Source organism: Sphingobacterium sp. UBA865, from assembly GCF_002295765.1.
GTDB lineage: Bacteria > Bacteroidota > Bacteroidia > Sphingobacteriales > Sphingobacteriaceae > Sphingobacterium > Sphingobacterium multivorum.
In genome coordinates this window covers 1-25,548 of the sequence record NZ_DBGB01000034.1, presented here as the reverse complement: position 1 = coordinate 25,548, position 25,548 = coordinate 1, and the positions used below count along the sequence as shown (strand labels likewise).

Genomic DNA, 25,548 nt, shown 5'->3' with positions numbered 1-25,548 from the left:
TCAAATCTTTCTTACTTTGACATTTTTAACAAAGTGGTGGCTTCCTTTTTCCAAAATAAGATCGGCGCGATATCTCGTTGGCAAAATGTTTTTAATTAGATTGGGCTTATTAATTTCGTTCCAGATATTTACAGCCATGGTGTGGCTTTCATCAGCTGTCATATTAGCATATTTATGGAAAAATGAAGCCGGATTTTGAAATGCAGTGGCACGCAGTGACTCAAATCGATTGGTATACCATTCAATAAGATTTTTCTCGCTGGCATGTACATAGATTGAATAATCAAAAAAGTCGGAAACGAATACGCTATGTCCCTTTCGTGGTCGCTGGGAATTGACTTGTAATACATTTATCCCTTCTACAATAAGGATGTCGGGTTGTTCAATCACTTGTTGCTGTTCGTCTGGCAACACGTCATAGACCAGGTGGCTGTATACTGGAACCGTAATTTTTGGAGCTCCTGATTTCACTGCTGAAAGGAAATGAATCAATCTTTTAGCATCATAGCTTTCAGGAAAGCCTTTTCGGTTTAGAATACCGCGTTCGATAAGATATTGATTCGGGTAAAGAAAACCGTCTGTGGTCACCAAATCGACCTTCGGTTTGGACGGGAGTAAACTAAGCACACGTTGTAGCACACGGGCTGTCGTACTTTTTCCCACAGCAACCGACCCAGCTATACCGATGATATAAGGCAGTTTGCTCACTTCCTTGCCAAAGAAGCGGTTTGTTCGCTGGTGAAGACTTTGGAAACGATCAATATGAATCTCAAGTAGATGACTCAAGGGAAAGTAGACTTCTTCTATTTCCTGATTTGTCAAGGGTTCATTCAGTGCATGGAGATTTTCCAGATCTTCGACACTGAAATTGTGCAATACTTTTCCGTTTAAATTTTTCCAGTCTTCACGTTTGATCGATCTAAAAGGCGAGTCTATTGCTATTTGTGGATCCAATTGCATTGTTTGCTTTATTTTTATTCCAATTATCTATAATGCAGGACAAGTAACCTTTTCTATTCGATTCTAGGAGCTATTAAAGGTCTTTTTTGCGCGGACAAATATAATTAGTGTTATCCGTTATCCCAAGAAACATTATAAATGATTTGAAGTTATTACAATAGGATTTGATAATATCTTATGAACGGGGCACTTTTCAGCAATTTTGAACAACCGCTGCTTTTGCACCTCATCTAGATCTCCTTTAAAGCTGATAAAGCATTGTATATAGGTCGTTTGCTGCTGCTCACTTGTTTGCACCTCATAAGATAAACGCACCTGTACTTCTTCCAGGAGCCAATTTTTGCGGTCCGCATACATTTTGACGGTAATGGCTTTGCAACTCCCTAAGGATGATAACAGTAATGGAGTAGGGTTTATGCCCTGATCTTCACCGCCTATATCTTCAGGTTCATCGACCGTTATTTGATGCTTTCCGTATTGTACTGTCGTTGTATAGGGGATTTTCCCTATTGAAACGATTACTTCATTGTCCATAAGCGATAGAAATTAGGATTCAACGTCTTCTAATAGACCTTCAATGATAAGGCTTCCAGTTGCGGGGTTTGTTGCCAAAGGGACATTGTAAAGATCACATACACGCATAAGCATTTGAATATCTGGTTCATGGGCATGTTTTCCTAGTGGATCGCGAAAGAAAATAATGCCGTCCACTTTTCTTTCGGCGGCTAAAGCTGCGATCTGTGCATCACCACCCATGGGGCCACTCAATTTCAATTCTACAGGCAGTCCTGTCTGCCTGACATAAGAGCCCGTAGTACCTGTGGCAATGATATTGGCGCGCTCCAATAATTCCTGGTGATCTTTGACAAATGCGACCATTTCAGGTTTTTTGCCGTCGTGGGCTATTAGTGCGATTGTTTTTTTCATCACAATATAATAATTTGTAAATAGTTGACATTGTTATAACAGCAGACCTTTCTGTAGTATAAGTATGTTATTTAAAAAATATGTATGAGATAATTATTGCTGCGATTACACCGGCTAATTCCGCTAATAATGCACATGGTAAAGCATGCCTAGTACGTTTTATGCCCACTGCACCAAAATATACGGCGAGGACATAAAAAGTAGTTTCTGTCGATCCTTGTATAACACAAGCAACCCTGGCAGCGAAATCCATTGGACCTTTGGCATTCATCAAATCGACCATAAGTCCACGTGCACCGGAGCCGCTGAGCGGTTTCATAAAGGCTACTGGTAAAGCGTCTACAAAGGATGTGTCTAGACCACATAATGCGATGGCTTCGGAAATTCCAGCGACCATATAGTCCATCGTTCCTGATGCTCTAAATACCGCAATACCAACAAGCATGGCGACAAGATAGGGGATTATTTTTACAGAAACTTCGAAGCCCTCTTTGGCACCTTCAATAAATGAATCGTACACATTTACTTTACGGAAAAGAGCCAAACCTATGAAAGAGGTAAATAAGCTGAATAAAATAACATTACCAAACACTTTGCTGAATATTTCAATTTCTGTTTGTTGCAGTCCCGAAAAGTAATAAAGTAGTCCACCGATAAATAATCCCATTGCACCCAGGTATCCTAGAATTACACGGTTAAATAAATTGATTTTTTGATAGATGGAAACGAGAATCAAAGCCACCAATGTGGAAAAGAAGGTTGCGATCAAAATTGGCAGAAATACATCTGAAGGGTCTGGAGCACCAGCTTCCTTCCGATAAGCCATAATTGAAATAGGCAATAGGGTTAAGCTAGATGCATTGAGGACAATAAACATGATCTGTGCATTGGTAGCGGTTTCCTTATTGGGGTTGAGCTCCTGGAGTTCCTTCATCGCTTTAAGGCCCAATGGCGTTGCCGCATTATCTAGTCCCAACGCATTAGCCGAGAAATTCATCAGAATTGAGCCAAGTGCCGGATGATTTCTGGGTATTTCCGGAAATAGTTTATGGAAAAAAGGGCCCACGATTTTTGCAAAAATATTGATCATACCGCCTTTCTCGCCAATTTTCATAATTCCAAGGGCAAAACTCATCATGCCGATCAGCCCTAAAGAGATTTCCGCCCCCGTTTTTGCACTGTCAAAGATTGAATTTACAATTTGCTGAAAGATTTCCGTATCTCCGAAAAAGATTAGTTTTACAAGGGCTACGGCAAATGTGATTAAAAAAAATGCAACCCAAACGTAGTTTAATGCCATATAGATTTAAAATATGCGTAAAAGTAATCTTTTAGAACTTATCCATCAACTGGCTCCATGGATTTTTCTTCTTATTTTGACTCTTTTCCTTAATGAGGTGTGCAACGATATAATCCAATGTATCCTCGTGCTCACTGATCATTTTATCGGATAGGGAAATCAACTTCTGTATATTATTGGGCGAGGCTGCATCTAGCGACGCATTGATACTAGACAAGTTGGAAGGCTCTATGCGCAGATAATTTTGTTGCTTGCCATTATTTTGGAATAGTTGCCGAATAAAAAATTCGGTACTCTCGGAAGATGCACTCGTCATAATGTCAACTAAAGCGGGGCCGATTTGTATAGCAAGTTTCTTCTTAAAATGTTCGTAGTTATAAGCTGTCTTTGATATTCCCGTACCTAAGGATACCATAAACATGTCGTTTATCTGCGTGCTGTTAAAAGCCTTTAAAACTTCAAGTAAACCACATATGGAGGGGTTTTGAGCAAACACACCGCCATCAATCAACGGATATCTTGTTTTTGAAAGGGAATAGATCTCTGCAACAGGAAAAAATGTGGGCGCAGCGGATGTCGCCTTGCAGACGTATTTGAGGTAGAAATCCCGTGCTTCGCCATGCGTAATTGCTTTTTGCTGCCTGAAAAAATGATTTTTCCGTAATTCAATGTTATATGCAGTGATGATACATGGTTTGATAAGATGGCTCAATTGTGCATTTTGAAAATATTCATCCAGGACATTCGATAATGGATTCGACGAATACAGCTCACTGACCAGGCCAAATCCACTCAGAAATCGACGCCATTTGGAGGCCGTGAAAATTTCAGTTCCATGGTTGACGAATAAGTTTAACGCATCTCGAGCTGAAAATTTAGGATGCGCGGGATTGCCTTCTTCTGGATACAAGAGAATGCTCGTTAGAATTCCGCCGCTGCTTGTACCTGCAATAAAGTCAAAGTAGGAGGCAATCCGTGCATTAGGATCCATCGTCTGCTTTTGCAACTTCTCTTCGAGAGCCACAAGAACCATTGCAGGAATGATACCCCGGATACCACCGCCGTCAAGCGCGAGAATATTCTTCATAAGCTAAAAATTGATTTAGTTAACGATATGTAAATATAATAAATGTCTACAATTGGCAGGAGTCATATATTGGTGACAATTGTCAGCGATCCTGTGCTTCAATGCATAGCGAATCTATTTGTAAATACTTTTACAAATTTGCCCTAAACAAAAAAAGCTGCCTCAATAAAATTTGAGACAGCTTTTTTAGCTAGCATAGATACCGATTTAATTGAACCAAGCAAATACTTCGTCTTTCGTTGGCATATTGATATCCAGTTTAAGTTTTTTACGCATACCACCAAGGTCATTAAAAACCTTGTTCGGATTGGCTTCTTTTAAAGCTTCAATGGTTGTAAAGCCCATTTTTTGTAACGCGGGAACCCAGGCTGCAGGAATACCTTGTTCTTCATAATCTTTTACTTCTGCCACTTTGGCGACTTTTTCAGGTCTCATTTGTGGGAAGAAAAGAACTTCTTGGATTGACGCATTATCGGTCAAGAACATGATTAAACGGTCCATACCGATTCCAAGTCCAGAGGTCGGTGGCATTCCATATTCCAATGAACGAAGGAAATCCTGATCTATAAACATGGCTTCATCATCACCTTTTTCAGAAAGACGTAATTGATCTTCAAATCGTTCACGTTGATCAATTGGATCATTAAGTTCTGAATAAGCATTGGCAATCTCTTTTCCACAAACCATCAGCTCAAAACGCTCGGTTAAATCAGGATTATCTCTGTGTTTCTTCGTTAAAGGAGACATTTCTTTTGGATAATCCGTAATGAATGTCGGCTGGATGTAGTTTCCTTCACATTTTGCACCGAAAATTTCATCAATCAGTTTGCCTTTACCCATGGTTTCGTTTACATCGATGCCCATTCCTTTGGCAGCGATACGGATTTCTTCTTCAGATTTTCCAGTAATATCAAATCCAGTGAATTCCTTAATGGAATCTGTCATCGATATCCGTTTATATGGTGCTCTAAAGTCAATTTTATGTTCACCGAAGGTTGCTTCAGTCGTACCATTTACAGCCAACGCACAATGTTCTAACAAACGTTCTGTAAAATTCATCATCCAGTTGTAGTCTTTATAGGCTACATAAATTTCCATTGCGGTGAATTCCGGATTGTGGGTGCGGTCCATTCCTTCATTACGGAAGTTTTTAGAAAACTCGTATACACCATCAAATCCACCAACGATTAGTCTTTTTAGATAAAGCTCGTTGGCGATACGAAGATATAATGGAATATCTAAAGCATTATGATGCGTGATGAACGGACGTGCCGCGGCACCGCCTGGGATGGATTGCAGGACCGGTGTTTCTACTTCCATATAACCCGCATCGTTAAAGAACTGACGCATCGCATTGAAAAGCTTCGTACGTTTGATAAATATGTCTTTGTTACTTGGATTTACGATCAAATCTACATAACGCATTCTATAGCGTTGTTCTGGATCTGTAAAGGCATCAAAAGTTTTACCTTCTGCCGATTTTACAACAGGTAGGGGGCGCAGCGATTTGGATAAAACAGTAAATTCTTCTACGTGTACTGCAATGGCCTCGGTTTGTGTCGTGAAGACATAGCCTTTGATACCAACGATATCGCCAATATCCAATAGCTTTTTGAAAACTACATTGTAAAGGTCTTTATTCTCATCAGGACAGACATCGTCACGCTTTATATAAGCTTGAATACGTCCGGTGGAGTCTTGAATTTCAAAAAATGAAGCACTACCCATCACACGACGACTCATGATACGTCCCGCAATGGTGATGTTCTTATAATTCAATTTATCTCTATCGTAATTTTCTAAAATATCAGCAGCATGTGCATTGACGACAAATTCGTTGGCTGGAAATGGATCAATTCCCATATCCAACAACGATTGCATCGCTTGTCTTCTAAGTTGTTCCTGTTCGGATAATACAGTACTCATTCGGTATGAATAATATTTAAAATGTGAAAATCACGCAAAAATAGCCATTTTTTTCAATTCTTTTTATGGATTTTTTTTGAAAACGCTGTAGCGAAAGGAAATGGCATTTCGTTATATGGATAAAAATAGTTAAATAGTGATATTATTACAAGGGGACATTCGGCTATTTGATGTTGAGTTTTATAATTTTAATTTCGTTATCTCCTCGAAAAAAACGTTCATCTTGAAGGGGAGAATTCGATAGATTGTTTACATGGCATATGTTATTGATTGCATATGAAAGGCAATTTGTCTAAGTTTGAAACTTAATAATTAAATGGTTTAAGTGGGTATAATTCGGTCATATTTTTATAACAAGAAGCTATCATCTTTACAGGATGCCTTAGAACGTTGCTTACGCGATCGTGAGGACGGCAAGGCCTTCGTTTATAAGAAGTATTATGGTTATCTCATGGCTATTATTATTCGTTATGTTAAGCAGGATGTGGACGCGGAAGAGCTTGTAAATGAAAGTTTTGTTCGGGTATTTCGGAAATTAGAATCATTTAATAGGGATATTGATGATGAAAATCTCGAAAAATCATTTAGAGCTTGGATAGGGCGAATTGCTGCCAATATTTCGATTGATTTTTTACGAAGTAAAAAGCAGTTTTATTCGGTTGAAGATTTGGGAGAAGGGGATATGCATACTCCTGCAGTACAATTGGACAGTCGACTAGAGGTCAATGAGATTATGCGTCTGCTCGATCAGCTCCCCGAAATTCAAAAAACTATTTTTAATCTCTATGAAATTGAGGGTTATTCGCATGATGAAATAGCCCAGATGCTTAACATACCAGATAGTACGTCAAGGACTTATCTGACGCGAGCGAAACAAAAACTTAGAAAATTATACTTGGATTATACAGGCGTAGTTCAAGAAATAAGATAAATAGTGTTGTTACGATGAAAGACAATAAGAAAAAGGAATTGATAGAAGAGATCATTGGACAATTAAAAGACCATGAACTACCTTATAAAGAAGGTTCCTGGGAGAAATTTGCCTCAAATTATGGCGTTTCAGCACATCGCTCCTCTAATTGGAAGTATTGGAGTGCTGCTGCGGCTGTGTTATTGTGTTTTGGTGTAGGATATTGGGGGCTAAAGACGAATGTGGAGACTGATTCACCTGCAGTCGTTTTAACACATCTGCCAGAACGAGAAGATGTGTTAGGTGATCATAAGGATTTAAAAGAATCGATACAGCGTTCGTTATCGGGTGTTACGGGCGATAGGATTGTAAGTGCAGAGGTATTATCAGCGAAGAAGCCCTATGCCTATTCTGTGCCAGGGGACCATTCAACTGAAAATTTGGACAATCACCACTTGGTATTGAGTACTGGGCAATTAATGCGGGGCCACGATGTGGCTGTATCAGCCGATTTAAGAAGGCTACAGTCCATGCAATTGAAAAATAATTCATTTTCAGCGCAGGTTGGTTTAACGGAAAGTGAAGCGGAACGGGCAAGCGCGTCAACAAATAACACGTTGACGAATAAAACCGTTATTGCATCGACCAATTCAGGGCTAATCCCGCCTGTTAATCAAACGCAACGTGACGCTGTAAAACTCGCGCAATTGTATGATGCGCAACAAGGGAGAACAAGAACTAGTGTTGTTCACACGAACATTCCTCAAGATAAAAAATGGGAAATGGGCGCTTTTGTATCCCCAGCCTCTACATCGGAAAGCATAACGCTCGGTGGTGGGGTCGCGCTAGCCTATAATATTTCGAGCAAAGTAAGTCTTCGTTCAGGAGCTTCCATTCAACATTATGGAGCTGTTTCGGGTAATTCACCCATCACTCCTGCAATGGGATCAAATTCTCTTAATGCAGATGCGCCAAATTATATTTCTCAATCGAATTTGAATAATTCCTTTGCGATGCGGGCAGCAGATGCAAAAGATGCAAAGAGTAATGAACGGGTTTCAGGTAAAATCCTAACAGTTGATATCCCATTGGATGTTAGATACGCGATAAACAAGAATTTCTATACCTCAGTCGGTGTATCCTATGTTGGTGTATTGGATCAGGAACGGGCAACGATCTATGAAACAAATAATACGGAGTACAGACAAAAATCTCAAGACAAAAATGTTGATGATAAAGGTGTGAACGGCTTTATTAATTTTTCAGTTGGTCGGAAACAGAAAGTTGGAAAATTATCCATTTCTGTAGAGCCTTATTATAAAGCTCCAATCGGAAATTTGAAATCATCCGATTTGAACTATAGCAACGGGGGAGTGAAAATAATTACTAGTTTTTAAATAGCATAATGTTATAAAAAAAGCCGCAGTAAGCTTGAAGTTTACTGCGGCTTTTTTTATAGTCTGCAAATTGGGGTTTATTAAATTTCATCAACGCGAACCCAACCCATTCCTGCGGCTTTCGCACCTTCAACTCCTGGGGTCCCGTCTTCGTAGACCAGGCATCTTTCCGGAGCAATATTCAATTGAGCAGCTGCCAAAAGAAAGGGTTGTGGTGAAGGTTTTCCCTCAGCTGTATCTCCAGCACAAACCAGTGTTTCCAAATCATCCCATACACCAATGGTGGTTAATGTCATGGATAAGGTTGTTCTGGTTCCTCCTGAAACGGCAGCGATGTGTTTTTTACCTTTCTGATATTTTAGATGTTCAACAACGTAATCTACAGGTTTCGTCTTGAAAACATACTCGTCTCGAAAAATAGTAGACTTTAGTGTGGAAAATTCTTGATAATCGAAATCTACCTCATAGCGTTTGCTGATTTCCTCTGCAACAGCCACAGTGGGCCATCCGGCAGTTTCATCAATCAAATTGACGTCCAACTCGACTCCGTATTGTTTGGCTGCAGCTTTATAGGCTTGTTTATGTGCGTCCATATTATCTGCCAGGGTACCATCGACATCAAATAATAGTGCGTCGTAGGATTCGGCAAGAAGGTTTAGTAATTCAAATTTTCGTTGTGATTCAGGTGACATATACTTTTAATAGTGAGCAGTAAAAATAAAAAAATATAATTGGACGAGCAAAAAAGAAGCCTTTCCCTTGTTACAAGGAAAGGCTTCTTGCTGTTAGCTCCGTGGGGATTCTTCACGGAGGCAGCGTATAATTAGTGTGAACTTAAATTTTTCGCTTTCTCTTCATCGAAATTCGCTTCTAATTCAGCCAATTTTTTCTTACCATATGCCATACGTGTAATCACAACGAATAGTACCGGAACGATAAAGATCGCTAGGAGTGTGGCTGCAGTCATACCACCAAATACCGTCCAACCGATTGTTTGGCGAGAAATTGCTCCAGCTCCATGAGATAGCATCAATGGAATAATCCCCAAGATGAAGGCAAAGGACGTCATGATAATTGGGCGTAGACGCAATTTTACAGCATCTAATGTCGCTTCATAAAGGTTCATCCCGATATCAACCCGTTCCTTAGCAAACTCTACGATTAGAATCGCATTCTTGGCAGCAAGTCCAATGATGGTGACCAGACCAATCTGCGCATAGATGTTATTATCCAATGTAGGGATTAATGTTAGGGTTAATATGGCCCCAAATACACCTAAAGGAACAGATAATAAAATAGAGAATGGTACAGACCAACTTTCGTATAATGCGGCTAAAAGCAAGAACACAAACAGGATACACAACGCAAAAATTTGGACAGTTTTTGATCCCGATTGCATCTCTTGCAGCGACAGACCGGAGAACTGATAGTCAAAACCTTCTGGTAATGTTTGTGCAGCTACTTCTTGTAAGGCTTTCAAAGCATCTCCTGATGAGTAACCAGGGGCCGAACTACCATTGATCTCTACACTTCTAAAGATATTGTAGTGATTGATGATCGAAGGCATAGTCATCAATTCATACTTAACCAGCGTACCCATCGGTACAGGGTTTCCCGACACATTATTGACATACAATTTGTTGATGTCTTCAATATTCATACGGTACGGGATATCAGCTTGTGTGACGACACGGTAACTACGACCATACTTTGTAAAATCATTCACATAGCTACTACCCAAATAGGATGATATCGTCGAATAAATACTGGAGATAGGCACGCCCATGCGTTTTGCCTGTTCGCGGTTCACTTCCAATTTGTAGTTGGGAGAGTTGGTATTAAATAGGGTATAAGCCATGCCAATTTCTGGACGTTGGTTGGCAGCCATCAAGAATTTGCCGACTGTCGCTTCGAAATCTTTGATATTTACCGTCTGTAAATCCTGTACCTGCATAGAGAAACCTCCAGATGTACCTAGACCCGGAATTGCTGGTGGCGTTACCGCCAACACCCTTGCTTTGGTATAGCCCTGGTATTTACCCATAATCATACCAGCGATATCGTTTGCCGTGCGTGTACGGGTTTCCCAAGGTTTAAGCGAAACGAACACTGTTGCACCATTGGATTTAAACGCGCGGTTCAAAATATTGATACCGGAAATTGCAGTAACATACTTGATTTCTGGAAATGTCTTGTGTAGATCGGCTTCAATCTCTTTAAGAACTTCATTTGTACGCGCAGAAGAAGAACCTTCTGGCAATGTAATACCGGCGAAAAATGCACCACCATCCTCTGAAGGAATAAATCCAGTTGGTTTGGTTGTAAACATCCAGCCTGTTCCGATAAAAATACATAACAGAATAATCAATACCAGTGGTGCTTTTTTGATAGCCTGTTTTACACCATTTGAGTACCTGATGGTCACTTTTTCAAACCAAATATTAAATTTGTAGAAAAATTTATTCAAACCTTTAGCGCCTTCATGTACTGCTGTCGGCTTTAATAAAATTGAACATAATGCTGGGGTTAACGAAAGTGCGATAAATGCAGACAGCATAACGGATACTGCAATGGTGATTGCAAACTGTTGATATAATTTACCAACCATTCCAGGGATAAAACCAACCGGAACGAATACCGCAGCCAAAATTAATGCAATTGCAATAACCGGAGCAGTGATATCGCCCATGGCACGACGTGTCGCTTCTTTTGCATCCAGTTTATAATGGTCAATATAGTGCTGGACGGCTTCCACCACAACGATGGCATCATCCACCACAATACCGATGGCCAATACAAAGGCAAGCATGGTCAGGTTGTTGACCGAAAAGCCAAACATTAGGAAGAAGATGAAAGTACCGATGATGGATACGGGGATTGCCAGTACGGGAATTAATGTTGCTCTCCAGCTTTGAAGGAAGAAAAATACCACGACCGTTACCAGAATCAATGCTTCAACCAAGGTGTGGATAACCGAAGAAATAGAGGCATTCACAACCGACACCGTCTCATAACTGATCGTATAATCTACATCCGTTGGAAAAGATTTCTTTAATTTTTCCAAAGCATCGACAATACCTTTTGCGGATTCTACGGCATTTCCTCCTGGGGTTTGATTGATCATCATCGCAGATGAAGTCATACCATTTACGGTAGATGATGTACCATAATTAAATTGACCCAATTCAACACGCGCAACATCCTTTAAGAGTACGATGGATCCATCTTTATTGGTTTTTACAACGATGTTTTCAAAGTCCTCGGGATTTGAAAGATCACTATCGGTAATGATCGGATATTCAAATACCGTCGAAGACTCTTGTGGACGTCCACCAACGCTACCACCAGGTATACGGGAGTTTTGTTCGGCAATTGCTGTGGATACATCAGCAGGAGTCATGCTCAGGTTGGCTAATTTATTTGCGTCAAGCCACACGCGCATCGAGAATGGTTGCCCGAAAGCCGTTACATCACCGACGCCTTTCACACGCAAAAGTGCATCTTTAACGTATAAGTTGTTGTAATTGGCCAAGAAATTTTCACTTCTAGTTCCTTTTGGTGAAGTTAAAGCAACCAACATCAAGATATCGTTATTGGCTTTACGGGTTGTAATCCCCAAACGTCTTACCGCTTCCGGAAGGGCTGGTTCAGCGATTCCCACACGGTTTTGTACGTCTAAGGTCGCAATATCGATATCCGTACCTACTTCAAATGTCACCGTAATTGTTGCTTGACCATTTGACGTACTATTGGACGACATATAAATCATGCCAGGTGTACCATTGATCTGACTCTCGATAAGAGTTGTCACGGTTTGTTCAACCGTCTGTGCATCAGCTCCGGTGTAATTGGCCGTAACCGTTACTGTTGGAGGTGCAATAGAAGGATACTGGCTAATTGGCAACGTGGATACTGCAATGATCCCGATAATTGAAATCAATATCGAAATAACGATTGCGGTAACTGGCCTCTTAATAAATACTTCTGAAATCATTCTATATCTTTTAGATTCTCTTTAAAAAATTAATGGTGTTATTTTCCTTGAGGTGCGCCTTTTGCAGCCTGTTGGGCAGCGACAGCAGCGTCAACTACTTTAACTCCATTTTGGACATTCATGGCACCATCGACAACGATTTTCTCACCATCTTTAACACCTTCTTTGATCACAATTTTGTCACCGGCTTTAATACCTAATTTTACTTGGCGAATTTCAGCTTTACTGCTATCATTTACGGTATAGAGGTTAAATACGCCAAGCTGTTCGAAAACGGCTTTGTAAGGAACCACAACTTCTTCCGTAGCTGAGGTTGTCGATACATTCATCGTAATATTCATACCGGCCCGCAATTCGTTGGCATTGTTGGGGAAAGTAGCGCGCACTTTGATCGTCCCGGTTGCAGGGTCAACTGCGCGGTCGATGGTTGTGATTGTTCCTTTACCTTCATACGTACTTCCATTTGGCAATACAAGAGAAAGATCCGATGATGAATGGCTACTTTGCAGTTGGGTAAATTTGGTAATATCCTTTTCATTTACCTGAAATTCAACAGCTATTGGGCTAGTTGAAGACAAGGTATTCAATAGGGTCGTACCTGGATTGACCAAGGCGCCCAAACGTACCTGTGATATTCCTACGGTACCACTAAAAGGAGCCCGAATGGTCGAACGCGATAAGTTTGTATTCGCGGTGACCAAAGCTGCACGAGCAGACTCTACCTGTGCCTGCGAAGCGGCTACATTCGAAACTGCATTGTCAAATACCTGCTTCGCAATCGCATCTTTATCGGCTAATGTTTGGTAGCGCGCTAGATCTCTTTTTTGGCGGTCCAAATCCGTTTGTGCTACCTGTAAGCTTGCTTTAGCTTGTTGGACAGCCGCATTGTAGCGTGTTCCATCAATTTCATAAAGCGCTTGTCCTGCGGAAACTACTGCGCCGTCAGAAACATATATTTTGGTGATATAGCCGCTTACTTCCGCATATAGATCTGCTTCGTTCAACGGTTTGACTGTTGCTGGATAGCTGATTGTACCTGTAACAATCTCATGTGATGCTACGCCAAAGCTGACAGGAACAACTTTTTCAGCCTGAGCCTGTGCTGCACCTTGCTTTTTTGCATCCTTATTTCCACAAGAGGTCCATACTAATGCCGTCCCAAGGAAGAAAGCGAATAATAATTGTCTTTTATTCATGATTTGTATTAGTTTCCGTTTATTAATTAATTTGTGTGGATTGCCCCAACTGCTTTCTGAACATCTAATTTACTTGATAATAGTGCATAGAGGGAGTTCAAATAATTAAGTTGCGTTGTTTTGAGATCAGTTTCTGCTGTCATTAGATCGAGGTAAGTTTTGATACCTTCGTCATATTGAAGTTTGATGGTCTCGTATACTTCTTTGGAGAGTTCCACATTTTCTTTAGCTGTTTTCCAATCATTTAAGTTAGCATTATAGGTTGCTCTTGCCAGCGAATACTCTGTGTTAATGCTATTTTCTAAATTTTTGATGTCCCAGTCAATTCTTTCTTCCTGCAATCTGGACTTATTGATTTGTTTTTTACGTTTAAATCCGTCGAAAATTGAAAAAGAAACATTTAGGCCGGCAACTGAACCCGGGAAATTATCGGAGTAAAGTTTACTAAATTTATCATTTCGATAGTTGAAAGCGTAATTATAAAAAGCACTTACACTTGGTAAATATGTCCATTTATAGTATTGCGTGCTCAACTGCTGGATTTTTTTGGATGTTTCCAATTGTTGGAATTCAATTCGATTAGAGACATTTATTCCAGCAGTTGTGTCTAACAAAATTTCTGATTCCATATTGCTATTGTCAAAGGATAGCGTCAAATTTTTGCTTTTATCCAAAGCTAGCAATTGTTTGAGGTATTCGTATTTATATTTGCGAAGCTCAACCGTTCTTTTCTCGTCTGCATTCGAATTTGCCAAAGCAATTTGTGCTCGCTTATAGTCGGTCTTATCGACTAAGCCCACATCGTATTGAGATTTTGCATCTTTCAATTGTTTTTGGAGGCGAGCGATATTTTCTCGTACAATCTTGATCTGCTCTTCCGAAGTTAGGATATCATAATAGGCTTTGCTGACCTCTACAACAGCGGTGATCTTTTTGTTCTCCGTATTTTGTTTATTGCCAAGACGTACCAATTCTGCCGCTTTCTTCGCCTGCATTAGCTCTGGATTTAGGATCTGTTGATCCGCTTGAAGCGTTAATGCACTTGCATTGTTCTGCCCCATTTTGATATTATTTCCGCCAATATTTGCTAATGGAACAATGACATTATAATTATAACTTCCTTTTAGACCCAATTGTGGATACCAACCTGAAAGAGAGATGTCAATATCCTTTTCACCGATGGTCTCGTCCAATTGCGCTTGTTTTACAGCGATTTGATTACGTAAGGCGTAATCAATCAGCTGCTGAAGTGTTGCATTTGCCGGCAAGTTTTCAGATTGCTGTTGTGCAAATCCTGTATTACTCAAAAGCGATAGGGCCGCTAAGGAATAAACGATTTTATTAAACTTCATATATGTAATTAATTATTTTTTTCTCTATTAATAGCCCCATCCCAAATAATCCCCATTAAGTCCTCCACATTTTGTTCGGAAAACTTGAGATCTTTAAATTTGATGCTGTGAACAGTTGATAGTGCCACGCCAATGTAACTTGCCACCAAAAGATGGACATCTACCTGCTTCAAAATTTTTCGATCAATGCCTTCCTGTAAAAAATCAACAACTTTGTTTTGCCCCCCCACAGGTTCTTGTATCTCAGCTTTGTTCTTCTCGTAATAAGGAGAGGAAAAAAACTGCTCAAAAAAACTAAAGATGTGCCCGTTCTCTAGATAGAACTTGACAAAGTTGCGCCAAATATGAAAAAATGAGTCTTTATAGTCGAAATCATCTTTTATACCATCAAAAATATACTCATTGAGTAGTGTTCTACAATGTTTGAACAAACCAAAAATTAGATCGTCTTTTGACGGGAAATAATGGTAGATAGTCCCAATTGCTACATCAGACTCTTGTGCGATTTTGCTCATCGGCGTTCCATGGAAGCCGTTTGTTTGTATAAGTTTTAGTGTGCTGGCAAATACTGCCGCAATTTTTTCATTGGAATTCATCAATCGAACGTTCATTCGGTTGCAAAATTAACGATTAATTTAGATCCAAAATGTCAGAATATTGTTATAAATCAATAAATATAAAACGATTTGAATCAATAATACAATAAGGAAAAAGAGATGAAATTGTTTTCGTATTTTTATTTTTTTTGATCGGTGGAGGGGAGGTAGAGGTGAAGGATCGCAAATAGAAAAGCGGTGATTTGATTAAATCACCGCTTTTCTATTTGCAACCTTTTAAACTTTTCTCAACATCTTCCAAAGGATATAAATTTTTCCCTTTGTTGATCTTGGTATTGATATAGGTTAATACATAAGCGATATCAATTGCGGAAAGATTTGAAGCGGGCATGGTATTATTAAACTTTTTACCCGCAACTTCAAGTTCACCAGAAGTTCCGTGCTTGATGATGCAAGCAAGATCTTGACGATGAGTTTGCAGAAAGGTGGTATCGGTTAGGGGCGGATAGAGATTGCCCAATCCTTCACCTTTCTCTCCATGACAATTTTGACAATGTGTTCGGTATACCTTTTGACCGTTGACCGCATATTGCGCAGTTTTGATATCAACTTCATGCTGACAGCTTATCAAGACCGCTAAAATAGCACCAATTGTTATACCTGTTTTTAAGAGAATGTGCATGTTATTTTTTATCCTTGCTCAAGAGTAAAGGTAAGTCGTTCATCAGTTTTTTTACTTGCTCATCATTTGTACCGTCGTAGGCGCCCCGAATTCGCTTATCTTTGTCTATTAAGACAAGGTACCCCTGATGATCGTAACCTCCAGGCGCATTTTTATCTTCAGCGGTATAAACCAGGTATTGATTGGCTAGACCATATATTTCTGCTTTAGTCCCCGAAACAAATTGCCAGTGATTATTGGTTACACCCAATTTATTGGCATAATCTTTCAGTACGTAGGGTTGATCGTATTTAAAGTCTATACTATGGGACAGGAAACGAACTTCTTCATTATCCTTGTATTGCTGGTATATCTTTAATAGGTTGCGATTCATCGTTGGACAGATACTTGGACAATGGGTAAAGAAGAAGTTGGCGATATATACTTTACCCTCAAAATCTTTGTCTGAAATCATTGTACTATCCTGATTGAGCAGTTTAAAAGGCGGAATAGTATGATAGACTGTATCTACGATTTGTTTTCCATCAACTGTTTTTTCTACAGCTTCTCTTTCGCCATAGATGGGTAAGCTTGTCTGGCTATTGTTTTTACAGGAAAATAAACCGAGTAAAAGACCAGTTGCGCAGTAAAATTTAGTTATGGATCTCATGTATTTAATAGTTTTGTTTGTTAAAGCTTGATTCCATCTTTACACGAACAACTTAATGTTAACCTAAAGAGGGGCGGACTGTGTTATTTGAATTTTTGGATTTAAAAATTCTTTAATTTGTCTTGGCTTTCTTTAGCAACATTATCAAATATTTTTTTCATATCACTTACTTTTTGAAGCTCTGTTTCAAAATATTTAACATCTGTTGAATCTGGGTTATATCCTTTCATCCAGTCCATCATATGGTCTGTAGCACTTTCTAAATTAGCTTTCAATGTGCTTAGCTCTTTTCTTGTTAAATTGGTGTCTAAATCAGCCTTAGTTGTTTTTAGGTTTTTTAAATTTGCCAAAATAGAATCTATCTTAACAACATCGCGGTCGAAATGAGCGATTTGAGGCATAATTTCATCATGTATCTTAATAGTTGAATCTTGCAGGGCTTTTACACCTGTTGCACCATTTCCCTGGGTTCCACATGCTGCTATTGCCAAGGATGCGATAGCTACAAACGCGATTTTATTCATGTTTTATGTTTTTTGGTAATTGGACAAATATATTAATTTCTTATGGCTCAATATTTCGATTTCTGGAAGGGAATGTAAAATTCAAGTCACGAATATAGGTTTCACAACGTACCGTGGCACAGAGGTCACCAGACTTATCTTTAATTTCCAGGGTAAAATCCTTAACTACTTTGCCTTTTGTGCGGATAATATGGGCACATTCTTCAAGGATTTCCTCTGAGAGTTGCACAGAATATTCCACGCTGGTTTTGCCGGGTTTCTTAAAGGTGATCTGTGATGATTTTAACCAAGCAACGGTTTTCTTAAAGCCAATTTTTTGAAGGTATTGGTCGATTAGGATAGGGAAGATGGGGTCTGCTGCAGAAAAGATTGTTCCACCAAAGAGTGTTTTGTTGGTATTGATGTTGAATGGTGTTTTATATATTTTTACTTTGGCACCTTGGAAGCCAGGACTAATTTTTTTTACCCAGATTCCTTGAAATAGAAAGGGCGGGTAAATACGTAATAGCCATGTTAAGGCAAGTGGACTATATCTCATGATGCAAAAATAAAACAATGTGTCGGATTATTTTTCGAAATCTTGGTTTTATAGCTTCACTATGGTATTTTTACAGATCAAAAAACCTAAAATGTCAACAATAAAAGAAAAACAACCCAATAAAAAAGTGTGGTTACTGGTTATGATTGCGTCACTGGGCTATTTCGTCGATATCTACGATTTGATTATTTTCTCCATCGTCCGTATTCAGTCCTTCACTGATATTGGCGTCCCTGCGGAAGAGATGCGGGTAAAAGGTGAATTTGTGCTCAATATGCAAATGGGCGGTTTGCTGTTGGGTGGAATTCTTTGGGGGATTATAGGGGATAAATTTGGACGTTTAAAAGTGCTTTTTGGATCGATTCTTTTATACTCTGTAGCGAATATTGCAAATGGTTTTGTACATGATGTGCTTATGTATGGTATTATTCGTTTTATAGCGGGCGTTGGTTTGGCCGGAGAACTGGGGGCGGGAATTACCCTGGTTTCTGAAAGTATGCATAAATCAAAACGCGGTTATGGGACCATGTTGGTTGCCGGTGTCGGTGTTTTAGGCGCTATATTGGCCTATTTTGTCTCGGAAGAATTTGACTGGCGGACGGCCTACTTTGTCGGTGGTGGAATGGGCTTACTGTTGCTATTGTTGCGCATTGGCTCTTTTGAATCAGGATTATTTAAGGAGCAAGATAAATCGGGTGTTGTGAAAGGGGATATTCGCATGCTTTTCACAAATAAAAGCCGCTTAAAACGGTATGTCAACTGTCTATGCATTGGTCTTCCAATCTGGTTTGTTGTCGGTGTTTTGGTTACTCAAGCTCCGGAGATCGGCAAGGCCTTGGGGGCTGCAGGTACACTGAGTGCTGGTCAAGGGGTGATGTTTACCTATATCGGTATTTCTATCGGGGATGTACTGGCAGGAATATTCGCACAGATTTTAAAATCCCGCAAAAAAGTGGTGTTTATATGTCAATTAATTATCATTGGAAGCTCACTATGGTATTTATTGAGTGATGGTATTACAGCGACGAAGTTTTTAAGCCTTGCCTTTATAATGGGCTTAGGAGTAGGGTATTGGGCAACCTTTGTGACTATCTCAGCGGAACAATTTGGTACAAATCTTAGAGCAACTGTCGCAACGACGGCCCCCAATTTTGTACGGGGTGCACTCATTCCGTCAACAATGCTATATGGACTTCTAGTAAATGCATTTGGAATTGTGCCAGCAGCAATTACAATGGTTGTCGTTCTTTCGGGTATAGCAATTTATTCGTTGACCCAGTTAGAAGAAAGCTTTGATAAAGATTTAGACTACCTGGAAGAGTAGTCAATAAATAGCTATTTTTTTCGTCCCGGACATTTTTTACAGCGTTTGCCTTCTTTATATTTTTTGCAACACTTTTTAAAGCAGGCACAAGAAAAGTCAGAAAAAGGGTTCATAGCCGTATTCCGAAACTGAAACAACCCAGCTTTATTTTCTGACTCATCGATCTCCAACACAGATTCAATAACTTCGTTCATAATACAAAGTTACAATTTGTTTAAAACAATTCTAAATAATAGGATTGTTTTTACATTTTTTTGATCAGATTTTCAATTATTTTAGGGAAGTACTGATGTTCGAGTTGCTGTCCTTTAAATTTAATAATGTCTAAAGTATCGTTGGGATCCACTTTGAATCGTGCTTGGTATATAATTTCCCCCTCGTCGAAATGTTCATTTGCGAAATGGATCGTAATGCCATGTTCCTCTTCCTTATTGGCCAAAACGGCTTTATGTACATGGTCACCATACATACCTTTGCCACCATATTTTGGTAGGAGAGCAGGATGTATATTTATAATTTGATTTGGAAATGCTTTCAGCAGGTTATTTGGAACGAGCCAAAGAAAACCCGCCAAAACAATCAGATCAATATTTAAGTTTTTAAGAATGTTGACAACGTTGTCGGTTTTGTAAAATTCGTCACGATCAAATATATGTGCAGGTATTTCAAAATTGTCGGCTCGTTGAATAACGTAAGCATCAGGGTTATTGGATAAAATCAAGGCAACCTCAGCTTCATCTGAATACTTGAAATGTTCCATTATTTTTTGAGCATTGGACCCTGAACCTGAAGCAAAAATAGCAATTCGTTTTTTCACGATTAATAAGTATTAATAGATTTGATCGATTTAAAAATTAGCCCAAACTTACGGATTTTTTGTAAAAAAACTAAAATAATAGTTGACTGAAGCGCATTTTTAAGTATTATTGATTAAAATTAATTGAATAGTCACTGTTGGTTTAAATTTCTTTAACATGAGGTTCCTTTGTTCCCTATTTTTTGTAAGTGTATTTTTCTTATTTAAACCTGTTTTTGCACAGGCACCCAAAACACTTCCATCGTTTACTTTTGAGGAGGTCTATCAGGCCAGCAAGTTTAATTCAGACAGGCTTCCAAAATCGGGCTATATTGTGTTGGATTTTTACGACCCGGGTTGTGGCCATTGCCAGAAAATGGGGGCTGGTATCGCACGCAATTTGTCCAAATTCAAGAATGTATCCTTCTATTTTATCTCCATGAATGATAAGCCTTATGTCGATGGATTTATTAATATGCATGCGAAGGCATTGAAAAGTGCCCCAAATGTCAAATTCTTGTTTGATGCTGGAACTCAATTTATTGAAAAATTTAAGCCAGGCAATTACCCATCGCTCTATATCTATGACGCAAAAACCAAAGTATTGGTACAGCATTTGGACGGCGAAGACGATGTAAACAAGTTGTTAAAAGCTTTAGGTATTACAGGTTAAATGTTTAAAAATTAACAATAAAAAAAGAACGTCCGACAGTACTGTCGGACGTTCTTTTTTTATTGTTCTTGTTTATTGATGAACACAAATTTACCGTCGAATACATCCAGACGAATAATCGAATCGCGATTTACTTTTCCGGATAAAATTTCCTTTGATAGTTCATTTAAAATTCGTTTTTGAATAACACGTTTTAGTGGCCTAGCCCCATAAATTGGGTCATAACCAAGCTGTGCCAACCAATCCATTGCTTCATCAGAAGCCGTAATGAATATATTTTGTTCGGCCAGCTGTTTCTGAACATGTGCAAATTGTAAACGAACAATATCTCCAATTTCGTCTCGACTTAATGGCGTAAACATAATCACTTCATCGATACGGTTCAAAAACTCGGGGCGAATCGACTGTTTTAAAAGATCGAAGACCTCATTGCGTGTTTTGGCGATAATTTCATCCCTATTATCATCGGTCAGATGACTGAAATTCTCCTGTATAATGGTTGACCCCGTATTGGAGGTCATGATGATAATGGTGTTTTTGAAGTTTACCGTACGACCTTTGTTGTCTGTAAGATGGCCATCATCCAATACCTGCAATAGGATATTGAATACATCGGGATGAGCTTTTTCAATTTCATCTAACAAAACAACAGAATAGGGTCTTCTTCGGACTGCTTCAGTCAACTGTCCGCCTTCATCATAGCCGACATATCCCGGAGGCGCTCCGATTAAACGAGACACGGCGTGTCGTTCTTGATATTCCGACATATCAATACGAACCATGGATTGTTCGTCGTCAAATAAGAACTCGGCAAGTGCTTTTGCAAGTTCGGTTTTTCCGACTCCGGTAGTCCCCAAAAATATGAACGATCCTATTGGTCGTTTCGCATCATTTAATCCAGCACGTGATCGACGAATGGCATCGGAAATAGCTTCTATTGCTTCATCCTGACCGGCGACACGTTTATGAAGCTCTTCCTCCAGATTCAATAATTTTTCGCGTTCTGATTGAATCATCTTGCTCACAGGTATTCCTGTCCATTTTGCGACAACATCAGCAATGTCTTCTGAAGTAACTTCTTCTTTGAGCATACGCTTGCTTTCTTGTTTTTCAGCGAGTTCAGCCTTTAGTTTGTCCACTTTTTCTTGCGCTTCTTTAATTCGTCCATAACGAAGTTCTGCTACCTTTCCATAGTCTCCGGAACGTTCGGCCTGCTCAGCTTCGAGTTTGTAGTTTTCAATATTCTCAATCTCTTGATTGACATTGTCAACAAGACTCTTTTCTTCTTGCCATGACGCTCTTAAGGTATCTCTTTCCGCAGATAGATTAGCGATACTTTCCGATAATTCTGCAACTTTTTTATCGTCATTTTCACGTTTCAAAGCTTCACGCTCAATTTCCAATTGCATGATACGACGTTCAAGCTCATCGACAGCTTCCGGTACAGAATCCATTTCAAGGCGCAATTTGGATGCTGCCTCATCAATTAAATCAATCGCTTTATCTGGTAGAAAACGATCGGCAATATAGCGCTGTGACAATTCCACGGCAGCAATGATAGACTCATCCAGAATGCGTACCTTATGGTGTGTTTCGTAGCGTTCTTTTAGGCCACGGAGAATGGAAATGGCATCTTGCGTGTCAGGTTCTTCAACCATAACTTTCTGGAACCTGCGCTCCAATGCTTTATCTTTCTCAAAGTATTTTTGGTATTCGTTTAAGGTTGTCGCTCCAATTGCACGTAGTTCACCTCTAGCTAACGCCGGTTTGAGGATATTAGCCGCATCCATTGCACCTTCACCACCTCCAGCACCCACCAATGTATGGATTTCGTCGATAAAGAGTATGATGTCTCCATTGGAATCGGTAACTTCTTTTACAACCGCTTTTAGACGTTCTTCAAATTCACCTTTATATTTAGCTCCGGCAACCAAAGCGCCCATATCTAAGGAAAATACAATCTTAGATTTTAAGTTTTCAGGTGCGTCGCCTTTAATAATTCTGTAAGCAATACCTTCCGCGATAGCCGTTTTACCAACCCCAGGCTCACCGACAAGTATCGGGTTGTTTTTGGTACGACGGGAGAGTATCTGCATCACACGTCGAATTTCCTCATCACGGCCAATCACAGGATCCAATTTTCCGGATTCGGCATATTCATTTAAATTTCGGGCATATTTTCCCAAAGCATTGTAGGTGGCCTCCGCATTTTGATCAGTTACCCGACTGTTTCCGCGCAATTCTTTTAGGGCGGTCTTTAAGTCTTTTTCTGTAACGCCCTGTGACTTAAGTAATGTTGAGGTTTTATCAGAAGTTGCCAGAATACCCAATAATAAATGCTCTACCGAGACAAATTCATCATTGAATTCTTTGAGATAGCCCTGTGCTTTCTGAAGTGCATTGTTGGCATCGCTACTTAAATAAATATTGCTGCCACTAACCTTCGGAAAACCTTCAATTTGTTTGTCAAGTTCAGTCCCGAGATAGCTGATGTTGACATTTAACTTTTTTAATAAGTGGCTGACAACATTTTCATCCACTGTGAGTAAAGCTTTTAAAATATGCGCTGTCTCAATCGCCTGTTGTTGATGACCAGCCGCAATTTCGGAAGCTTTTTGTATAGCCTCTTGGGCTTTAATTGTATAGTTGTTAAAATTCATTTTTATTCTCTTATTTAAAGTTTCGTTGATACATATTGGTTATAACAATTGAAGTGCCATTCGGGTTTTAAGCTATACTTCGGAAAAAATGGCAATAATTTTTATTGAATCATGACAAATTTTCAGTTGTCAAAAATAATGCGCTTGATTTTTAAATAATTGGCTTAGCAGGGTATAAAATTCTTGAAATCGACTTGCATTTTTGGTTTAAGCTTTCGATATTTGCAGCATCTTAAAACGGTCAGACGTTATAAGATTGAAAAGAAGTAACGCCTCTTTAGCTCAGCTGGTAGAGCAACTGACTTGTAATCAGTAGGTCATTGGTTCGATTCCGATAAGAGGCTCTTTTAAGCAACATGCATTAAACTTCTTTAAAAAGCCTCTTTAGCTCAGCTGGTAGAGCAACTGACTTGTAATCAGTAGGTCATTGGTTCGATTCCGATAAGAGGCTCTTTGAGCGACACTCATTAAAATTCATTTGAAAGCCTCTTTAGCTCAGCTGGTAGAGCAACTGACTTGTAATCAGTAGGTCATTGGTTCGATTCCGATAAGAGGCTCATAAAAAAGATCCCCAAGATTTCTTAGGGATCTTTTTTTGTTTAGTCCAAACTAAGTTTTGCTGCTGTAGCGATTTTCTTTGGTATATCTGTGTTATCCATTTTCTGGATCATACCGAAAGTTTGGGGGGTAATCATTTTTAAGCATACAATTTCATCACTCTGTACAGGAAGAATGTTGTATCCCTTACTCCACGGAAGACGCTCCTGAAAGCTTTGAGTTTTGCATTGAAGGACTCTGCGGATGCATTGGTGCTTCTATTGTCGAAGTAGTGGAGAATGTATTGATGATGTGCTGCAATGGATCTTGCGACACTCTCGAATGAAGCAATACCCGCGTTCTCAACCTGGTTGTGCCACAGTCCTAACTTTGTGAAAGCAACTTTTTTATCCCTGCATTTATTGAAGATGTCACCTAAGGCAACTCCAAGATCATAAGCCTGTTTTAGCTTGGGAAACCTGATGAACAGCAGTTCTGCACGGCGTTTTTGGCTTTCCGACCATCGACTTGGATGCTTGAACAGGAGGTGTCTCGACCTAGCTAATAGCTGTTTGAGCGTATCACCATTAGGCAACAACTCGGGGTCATATGGGATACCCCGTTTTCGCGATTCCATTATTTTTTTGCTTTCTGCATCTAAGACTTCCCATCGGTATTTGATACGGAGTTCCTGAACAGCATCATAAGCAAGTTTTTGTACATGAAACCGATCGATAACCCTTCTGGCATTTCTGAAACACCTACGGATAGCCTTTGCCATATTGGGGGCCATATCCATCGTTACTTCCCTAACTTTGTTCCTTAGTTTAAGTGGAATGCGCTCTAATACAGCAATAATATCTTCCGCCTTTGTCCCTCTTATGGTAGCCAATATGGTTCCCTTCCTGCCCTTTGCTGATTTACTGCTTACGATCGTGTAAAGTTCACCGTTGCTAAAGCTGGTCTCATCGATGCTCAGGTGTTCCGATATGTTATCAGGAAAAAGGGTCCATTGCTCTGCGTGTGGCTTTTGGTCCCAGTCCTGGAAGTCACTGAGATGGTTCTTGTATTGATCCTGTAGTTGCTTACCGTCCATTTGGAAGAACAGACCTACCAATTGGGCGCTTACAGGATGATTATCCAAATATCTTCTTTAAAAAAAGCCCGAATTCCGTAGTCATTCGAGCACCCTCACGCACCAGATTCCAATCTCTTGTGATGATCTCTCCGGTATCCAGGACCGTCCAGCGACGACGGCGGATATGTAGCGTAACTTTCTGGCCTCGAATGGGAAAGTCTGAAATCTCAGTGGAAGGCATGAAGCCCTTTGACTCCAACTTGCTGTTCTGATAGCCTGTCGGAGCAATATTAAGCTCATCTAAATAAATGTGGAGCTGATTGTCAACCTGATCGACTTCTAAAATCTGAAAGTATTCCAATAGCCCTTCGGGCATCAATAGGGACAGTAATTTACGTTCGGCTTCTTGCAAGGGATATCTGTATTAAGGATGCTAAACTAAGAAATTTTTGACATTCCCCCCAAGAATTCAGCTTGATCC

23 protein-coding genes and 3 tRNA genes are annotated in these 25,548 nt (G+C 39.7%); 7 read left to right on the top strand and 19 right to left on the bottom strand.

Annotation, left to right across the window (positions count from 1 at the left end; genetic code table 11):
• From coaA to lysS, 6 genes are all read right to left on the bottom strand, one after another.
• The gene (gene coaA, locus B2O97_RS19005; protein WP_046673564.1) at positions 1-960 is read right to left on the bottom strand and encodes a type I pantothenate kinase; all 960 of its coding nucleotides are present in this window, start codon (positions 958-960) and stop codon (positions 1-3) included.
• 132 nt (positions 961-1,092) lie between these two features.
• A complete protein-coding gene (locus B2O97_RS19000; protein ID WP_070568864.1) occupies positions 1,093-1,494 on the bottom strand; it encodes an OsmC family protein in 402 nt (133 codons plus the stop codon).
• Between the two features lie 12 nt (positions 1,495-1,506).
• Positions 1,507-1,887 (bottom strand): methylglyoxal synthase, encoded by a 381-nt coding sequence (locus tag B2O97_RS18995; protein ID WP_046673562.1) that lies wholly within the window; start codon positions 1,885-1,887, stop codon positions 1,507-1,509.
• Positions 1,888-1,954: 67 nt separating this feature from the next.
• Complete coding sequence (locus B2O97_RS18990; protein ID WP_112376495.1) at positions 1,955-3,187, bottom strand: nucleoside recognition domain-containing protein; 1,233 nt, start codon at positions 3,185-3,187, stop codon at positions 1,955-1,957.
• A 31-nt stretch (positions 3,188-3,218) separates the two neighbouring features.
• On the bottom strand, positions 3,219-4,274 hold the full coding sequence (locus tag B2O97_RS18985) for a patatin-like phospholipase family protein (protein ID WP_286767921.1): 1,056 nt from the start codon (positions 4,272-4,274) through the stop codon (positions 3,219-3,221).
• A gap of 207 nt (positions 4,275-4,481) precedes the next feature.
• Positions 4,482-6,200: a lysine--tRNA ligase gene (gene lysS / locus B2O97_RS18980; protein WP_286767920.1), complete on the bottom strand. Its 1,719-nt coding sequence runs from the start codon at positions 6,198-6,200 to the stop codon at positions 4,482-4,484.
• Positions 6,201-6,525: 325 nt separating this feature from the next.
• On the opposite strand from lysS, the gene B2O97_RS18975 reads away from it, so the two are divergent.
• Entirely contained in the window at positions 6,526-7,131 is a 606-nt protein-coding gene (locus B2O97_RS18975) for an RNA polymerase sigma factor (RefSeq protein ID WP_046673558.1), read from the top strand.
• A gap of 14 nt (positions 7,132-7,145) precedes the next feature.
• A complete protein-coding gene (locus B2O97_RS18970; RefSeq protein ID WP_286767919.1) occupies positions 7,146-8,507 on the top strand; it encodes a hypothetical protein in 1,362 nt (453 codons plus the stop codon).
• An 80-nt stretch (positions 8,508-8,587) separates the two neighbouring features.
• On the opposite strand, the gene B2O97_RS18965 is transcribed toward B2O97_RS18970, so the two are convergent.
• From B2O97_RS18965 to B2O97_RS18925, 9 genes are all read right to left on the bottom strand, one after another.
• Positions 8,588-9,199, bottom strand: coding sequence for an HAD family hydrolase (locus B2O97_RS18965; protein WP_070568850.1), 612 nt, complete (start codon positions 9,197-9,199; stop codon positions 8,588-8,590).
• A gap of 131 nt (positions 9,200-9,330) precedes the next feature.
• Positions 9,331-12,501: an efflux RND transporter permease subunit gene (locus tag B2O97_RS18960; protein WP_046673555.1), complete on the bottom strand. Its 3,171-nt coding sequence runs from the start codon at positions 12,499-12,501 to the stop codon at positions 9,331-9,333.
• Positions 12,502-12,539: 38 nt separating this feature from the next.
• Positions 12,540-13,697 carry an efflux RND transporter periplasmic adaptor subunit gene (locus B2O97_RS18955; protein WP_046673554.1) on the bottom strand — a complete coding sequence of 386 codons (1,158 nt, stop codon included), beginning with the start codon at positions 13,695-13,697 and terminating at the stop codon, positions 12,540-12,542.
• A 26-nt stretch (positions 13,698-13,723) separates the two neighbouring features.
• Positions 13,724-15,049, bottom strand: a complete 1,326-nt coding sequence (locus B2O97_RS18950; protein WP_046673553.1) for a TolC family protein — start codon at positions 15,047-15,049, stop codon at positions 13,724-13,726.
• 8 nt (positions 15,050-15,057) lie between these two features.
• Positions 15,058-15,645: a TetR/AcrR family transcriptional regulator gene (locus B2O97_RS18945; RefSeq protein ID WP_053003616.1), complete on the bottom strand. Its 588-nt coding sequence runs from the start codon at positions 15,643-15,645 to the stop codon at positions 15,058-15,060.
• 223 nt (positions 15,646-15,868) lie between these two features.
• Positions 15,869-16,288: a c-type cytochrome gene (locus tag B2O97_RS18940; protein ID WP_070563810.1), complete on the bottom strand. Its 420-nt coding sequence runs from the start codon at positions 16,286-16,288 to the stop codon at positions 15,869-15,871.
• Position 16,289: 1 nt separating this feature from the next.
• Positions 16,290-16,937 (bottom strand): SCO family protein, encoded by a 648-nt coding sequence (locus B2O97_RS18935; RefSeq protein WP_070563813.1) that lies wholly within the window; start codon positions 16,935-16,937, stop codon positions 16,290-16,292.
• A 101-nt stretch (positions 16,938-17,038) separates the two neighbouring features.
• Positions 17,039-17,461 (bottom strand): hypothetical protein, encoded by a 423-nt coding sequence (locus B2O97_RS18930; RefSeq protein WP_070563816.1) that lies wholly within the window; start codon positions 17,459-17,461, stop codon positions 17,039-17,041.
• A 40-nt stretch (positions 17,462-17,501) separates the two neighbouring features.
• Positions 17,502-17,999 carry a PaaI family thioesterase gene (locus B2O97_RS18925; RefSeq protein WP_070563819.1) on the bottom strand — a complete coding sequence of 166 codons (498 nt, stop codon included), beginning with the start codon at positions 17,997-17,999 and terminating at the stop codon, positions 17,502-17,504.
• Between the two features lie 91 nt (positions 18,000-18,090).
• Between B2O97_RS18925 and B2O97_RS18920 the strand changes: the two genes are divergently transcribed.
• Positions 18,091-19,323, top strand: a complete 1,233-nt coding sequence (locus tag B2O97_RS18920; RefSeq protein ID WP_070564477.1) for an MFS transporter — start codon at positions 18,091-18,093, stop codon at positions 19,321-19,323.
• A 244-nt stretch (positions 19,324-19,567) separates the two neighbouring features.
• On the opposite strand, the gene purN is transcribed toward B2O97_RS18920, so the two are convergent.
• Positions 19,568-20,140: a phosphoribosylglycinamide formyltransferase gene (gene purN / locus B2O97_RS18915; RefSeq protein ID WP_070563826.1), complete on the bottom strand. Its 573-nt coding sequence runs from the start codon at positions 20,138-20,140 to the stop codon at positions 19,568-19,570.
• 157 nt (positions 20,141-20,297) lie between these two features.
• Between purN and B2O97_RS18910 the strand changes: the two genes are divergently transcribed.
• Entirely contained in the window at positions 20,298-20,792 is a 495-nt protein-coding gene (locus B2O97_RS18910; RefSeq protein WP_070563829.1) for a TlpA family protein disulfide reductase, read from the top strand.
• 59 nt (positions 20,793-20,851) lie between these two features.
• On the opposite strand, the gene clpB is transcribed toward B2O97_RS18910, so the two are convergent.
• Positions 20,852-23,452: an ATP-dependent chaperone ClpB gene (clpB, locus tag B2O97_RS18905; protein WP_070563832.1), complete on the bottom strand. Its 2,601-nt coding sequence runs from the start codon at positions 23,450-23,452 to the stop codon at positions 20,852-20,854.
• A 271-nt stretch (positions 23,453-23,723) separates the two neighbouring features.
• Here clpB and B2O97_RS18900 point away from each other — a divergent pair.
• The 3 genes from B2O97_RS18900 (at position 23,724) to B2O97_RS18890 (ending at position 24,009) form a co-directional block, all read left to right on the top strand.
• Positions 23,724-23,796, top strand: a tRNA-Thr gene (locus tag B2O97_RS18900).
• A gap of 34 nt (positions 23,797-23,830) precedes the next feature.
• Positions 23,831-23,903 (top strand) — tRNA-Thr (locus B2O97_RS18895).
• A gap of 33 nt (positions 23,904-23,936) precedes the next feature.
• Positions 23,937-24,009 (top strand) — tRNA-Thr (locus B2O97_RS18890).
• A gap of 140 nt (positions 24,010-24,149) precedes the next feature.
• Here the strand turns inward: B2O97_RS18890 and B2O97_RS18885 are convergent.
• Both B2O97_RS18885 and B2O97_RS18880 read right to left on the bottom strand, forming a co-directional pair.
• The gene (locus B2O97_RS18885) at positions 24,150-25,133 is read right to left on the bottom strand and encodes an ISAon1 family transposase (RefSeq protein WP_286767918.1); all 984 of its coding nucleotides are present in this window, start codon (positions 25,131-25,133) and stop codon (positions 24,150-24,152) included.
• Positions 25,126-25,479: an ISAon1 family transposase N-terminal region protein gene (locus B2O97_RS18880; RefSeq protein ID WP_286767917.1), complete on the bottom strand. Its 354-nt coding sequence runs from the start codon at positions 25,477-25,479 to the stop codon at positions 25,126-25,128. Before B2O97_RS18880 ends, B2O97_RS18885 begins: the two co-directional genes overlap by 8 nt.
• Positions 25,480-25,548: the final 69 nt, after the last annotated feature.

Excerpts from the sequence above, each read along its gene's own strand:
- coaA (WP_046673564.1), bottom strand. The coding sequence starts at position 960 with ATGCAATTGGATCCACAAATAGCAATAGACTCGCCTTTTAGATCGATC.
- B2O97_RS19000 (WP_070568864.1), bottom strand. The coding sequence starts at position 1,494 with ATGGACAATGAAGTAATCGTTTCAATAGGGAAAATCCCCTATACAACG.
- B2O97_RS18995 (WP_046673562.1), bottom strand. The coding sequence starts at position 1,887 with ATGAAAAAAACAATCGCACTAATAGCCCACGACGGCAAAAAACCTGAA.
- B2O97_RS18990 (WP_112376495.1), bottom strand. The coding sequence starts at position 3,187 with ATGGCATTAAACTACGTTTGGGTTGCATTTTTTTTAATCACATTTGCC.
- B2O97_RS18985 (WP_286767921.1), bottom strand. The coding sequence starts at position 4,274 with ATGAAGAATATTCTCGCGCTTGACGGCGGTGGTATCCGGGGTATCATT.
- lysS (WP_286767920.1), bottom strand. The coding sequence starts at position 6,200 with ATGAGTACTGTATTATCCGAACAGGAACAACTTAGAAGACAAGCGATG.
- B2O97_RS18970 (WP_286767919.1), top strand. The coding sequence starts at position 7,146 with ATGAAAGACAATAAGAAAAAGGAATTGATAGAAGAGATCATTGGACAA.
- B2O97_RS18965 (WP_070568850.1), bottom strand. The coding sequence starts at position 9,199 with ATGTCACCTGAATCACAACGAAAATTTGAATTACTAAACCTTCTTGCC.
- B2O97_RS18960 (WP_046673555.1), bottom strand. The coding sequence starts at position 12,501 with ATGATTTCAGAAGTATTTATTAAGAGGCCAGTTACCGCAATCGTTATT.
- B2O97_RS18955 (WP_046673554.1), bottom strand. The coding sequence starts at position 13,697 with ATGAATAAAAGACAATTATTATTCGCTTTCTTCCTTGGGACGGCATTA.
- B2O97_RS18950 (WP_046673553.1), bottom strand. The coding sequence starts at position 15,049 with ATGAAGTTTAATAAAATCGTTTATTCCTTAGCGGCCCTATCGCTTTTG.
- B2O97_RS18945 (WP_053003616.1), bottom strand. The coding sequence starts at position 15,645 with ATGAATTCCAATGAAAAAATTGCGGCAGTATTTGCCAGCACACTAAAA.
- B2O97_RS18940 (WP_070563810.1), bottom strand. The coding sequence starts at position 16,288 with ATGCACATTCTCTTAAAAACAGGTATAACAATTGGTGCTATTTTAGCG.
- B2O97_RS18935 (WP_070563813.1), bottom strand. The coding sequence starts at position 16,937 with ATGAGATCCATAACTAAATTTTACTGCGCAACTGGTCTTTTACTCGGT.
- B2O97_RS18930 (WP_070563816.1), bottom strand. The coding sequence starts at position 17,461 with ATGAATAAAATCGCGTTTGTAGCTATCGCATCCTTGGCAATAGCAGCA.
- B2O97_RS18925 (WP_070563819.1), bottom strand. The coding sequence starts at position 17,999 with ATGAGATATAGTCCACTTGCCTTAACATGGCTATTACGTATTTACCCG.
- B2O97_RS18920 (WP_070564477.1), top strand. The coding sequence starts at position 18,091 with ATGTCAACAATAAAAGAAAAACAACCCAATAAAAAAGTGTGGTTACTG.
- B2O97_RS18910 (WP_070563829.1), top strand. The coding sequence starts at position 20,298 with ATGAGGTTCCTTTGTTCCCTATTTTTTGTAAGTGTATTTTTCTTATTT.
- clpB (WP_070563832.1), bottom strand. The coding sequence starts at position 23,452 with ATGAATTTTAACAACTATACAATTAAAGCCCAAGAGGCTATACAAAAA.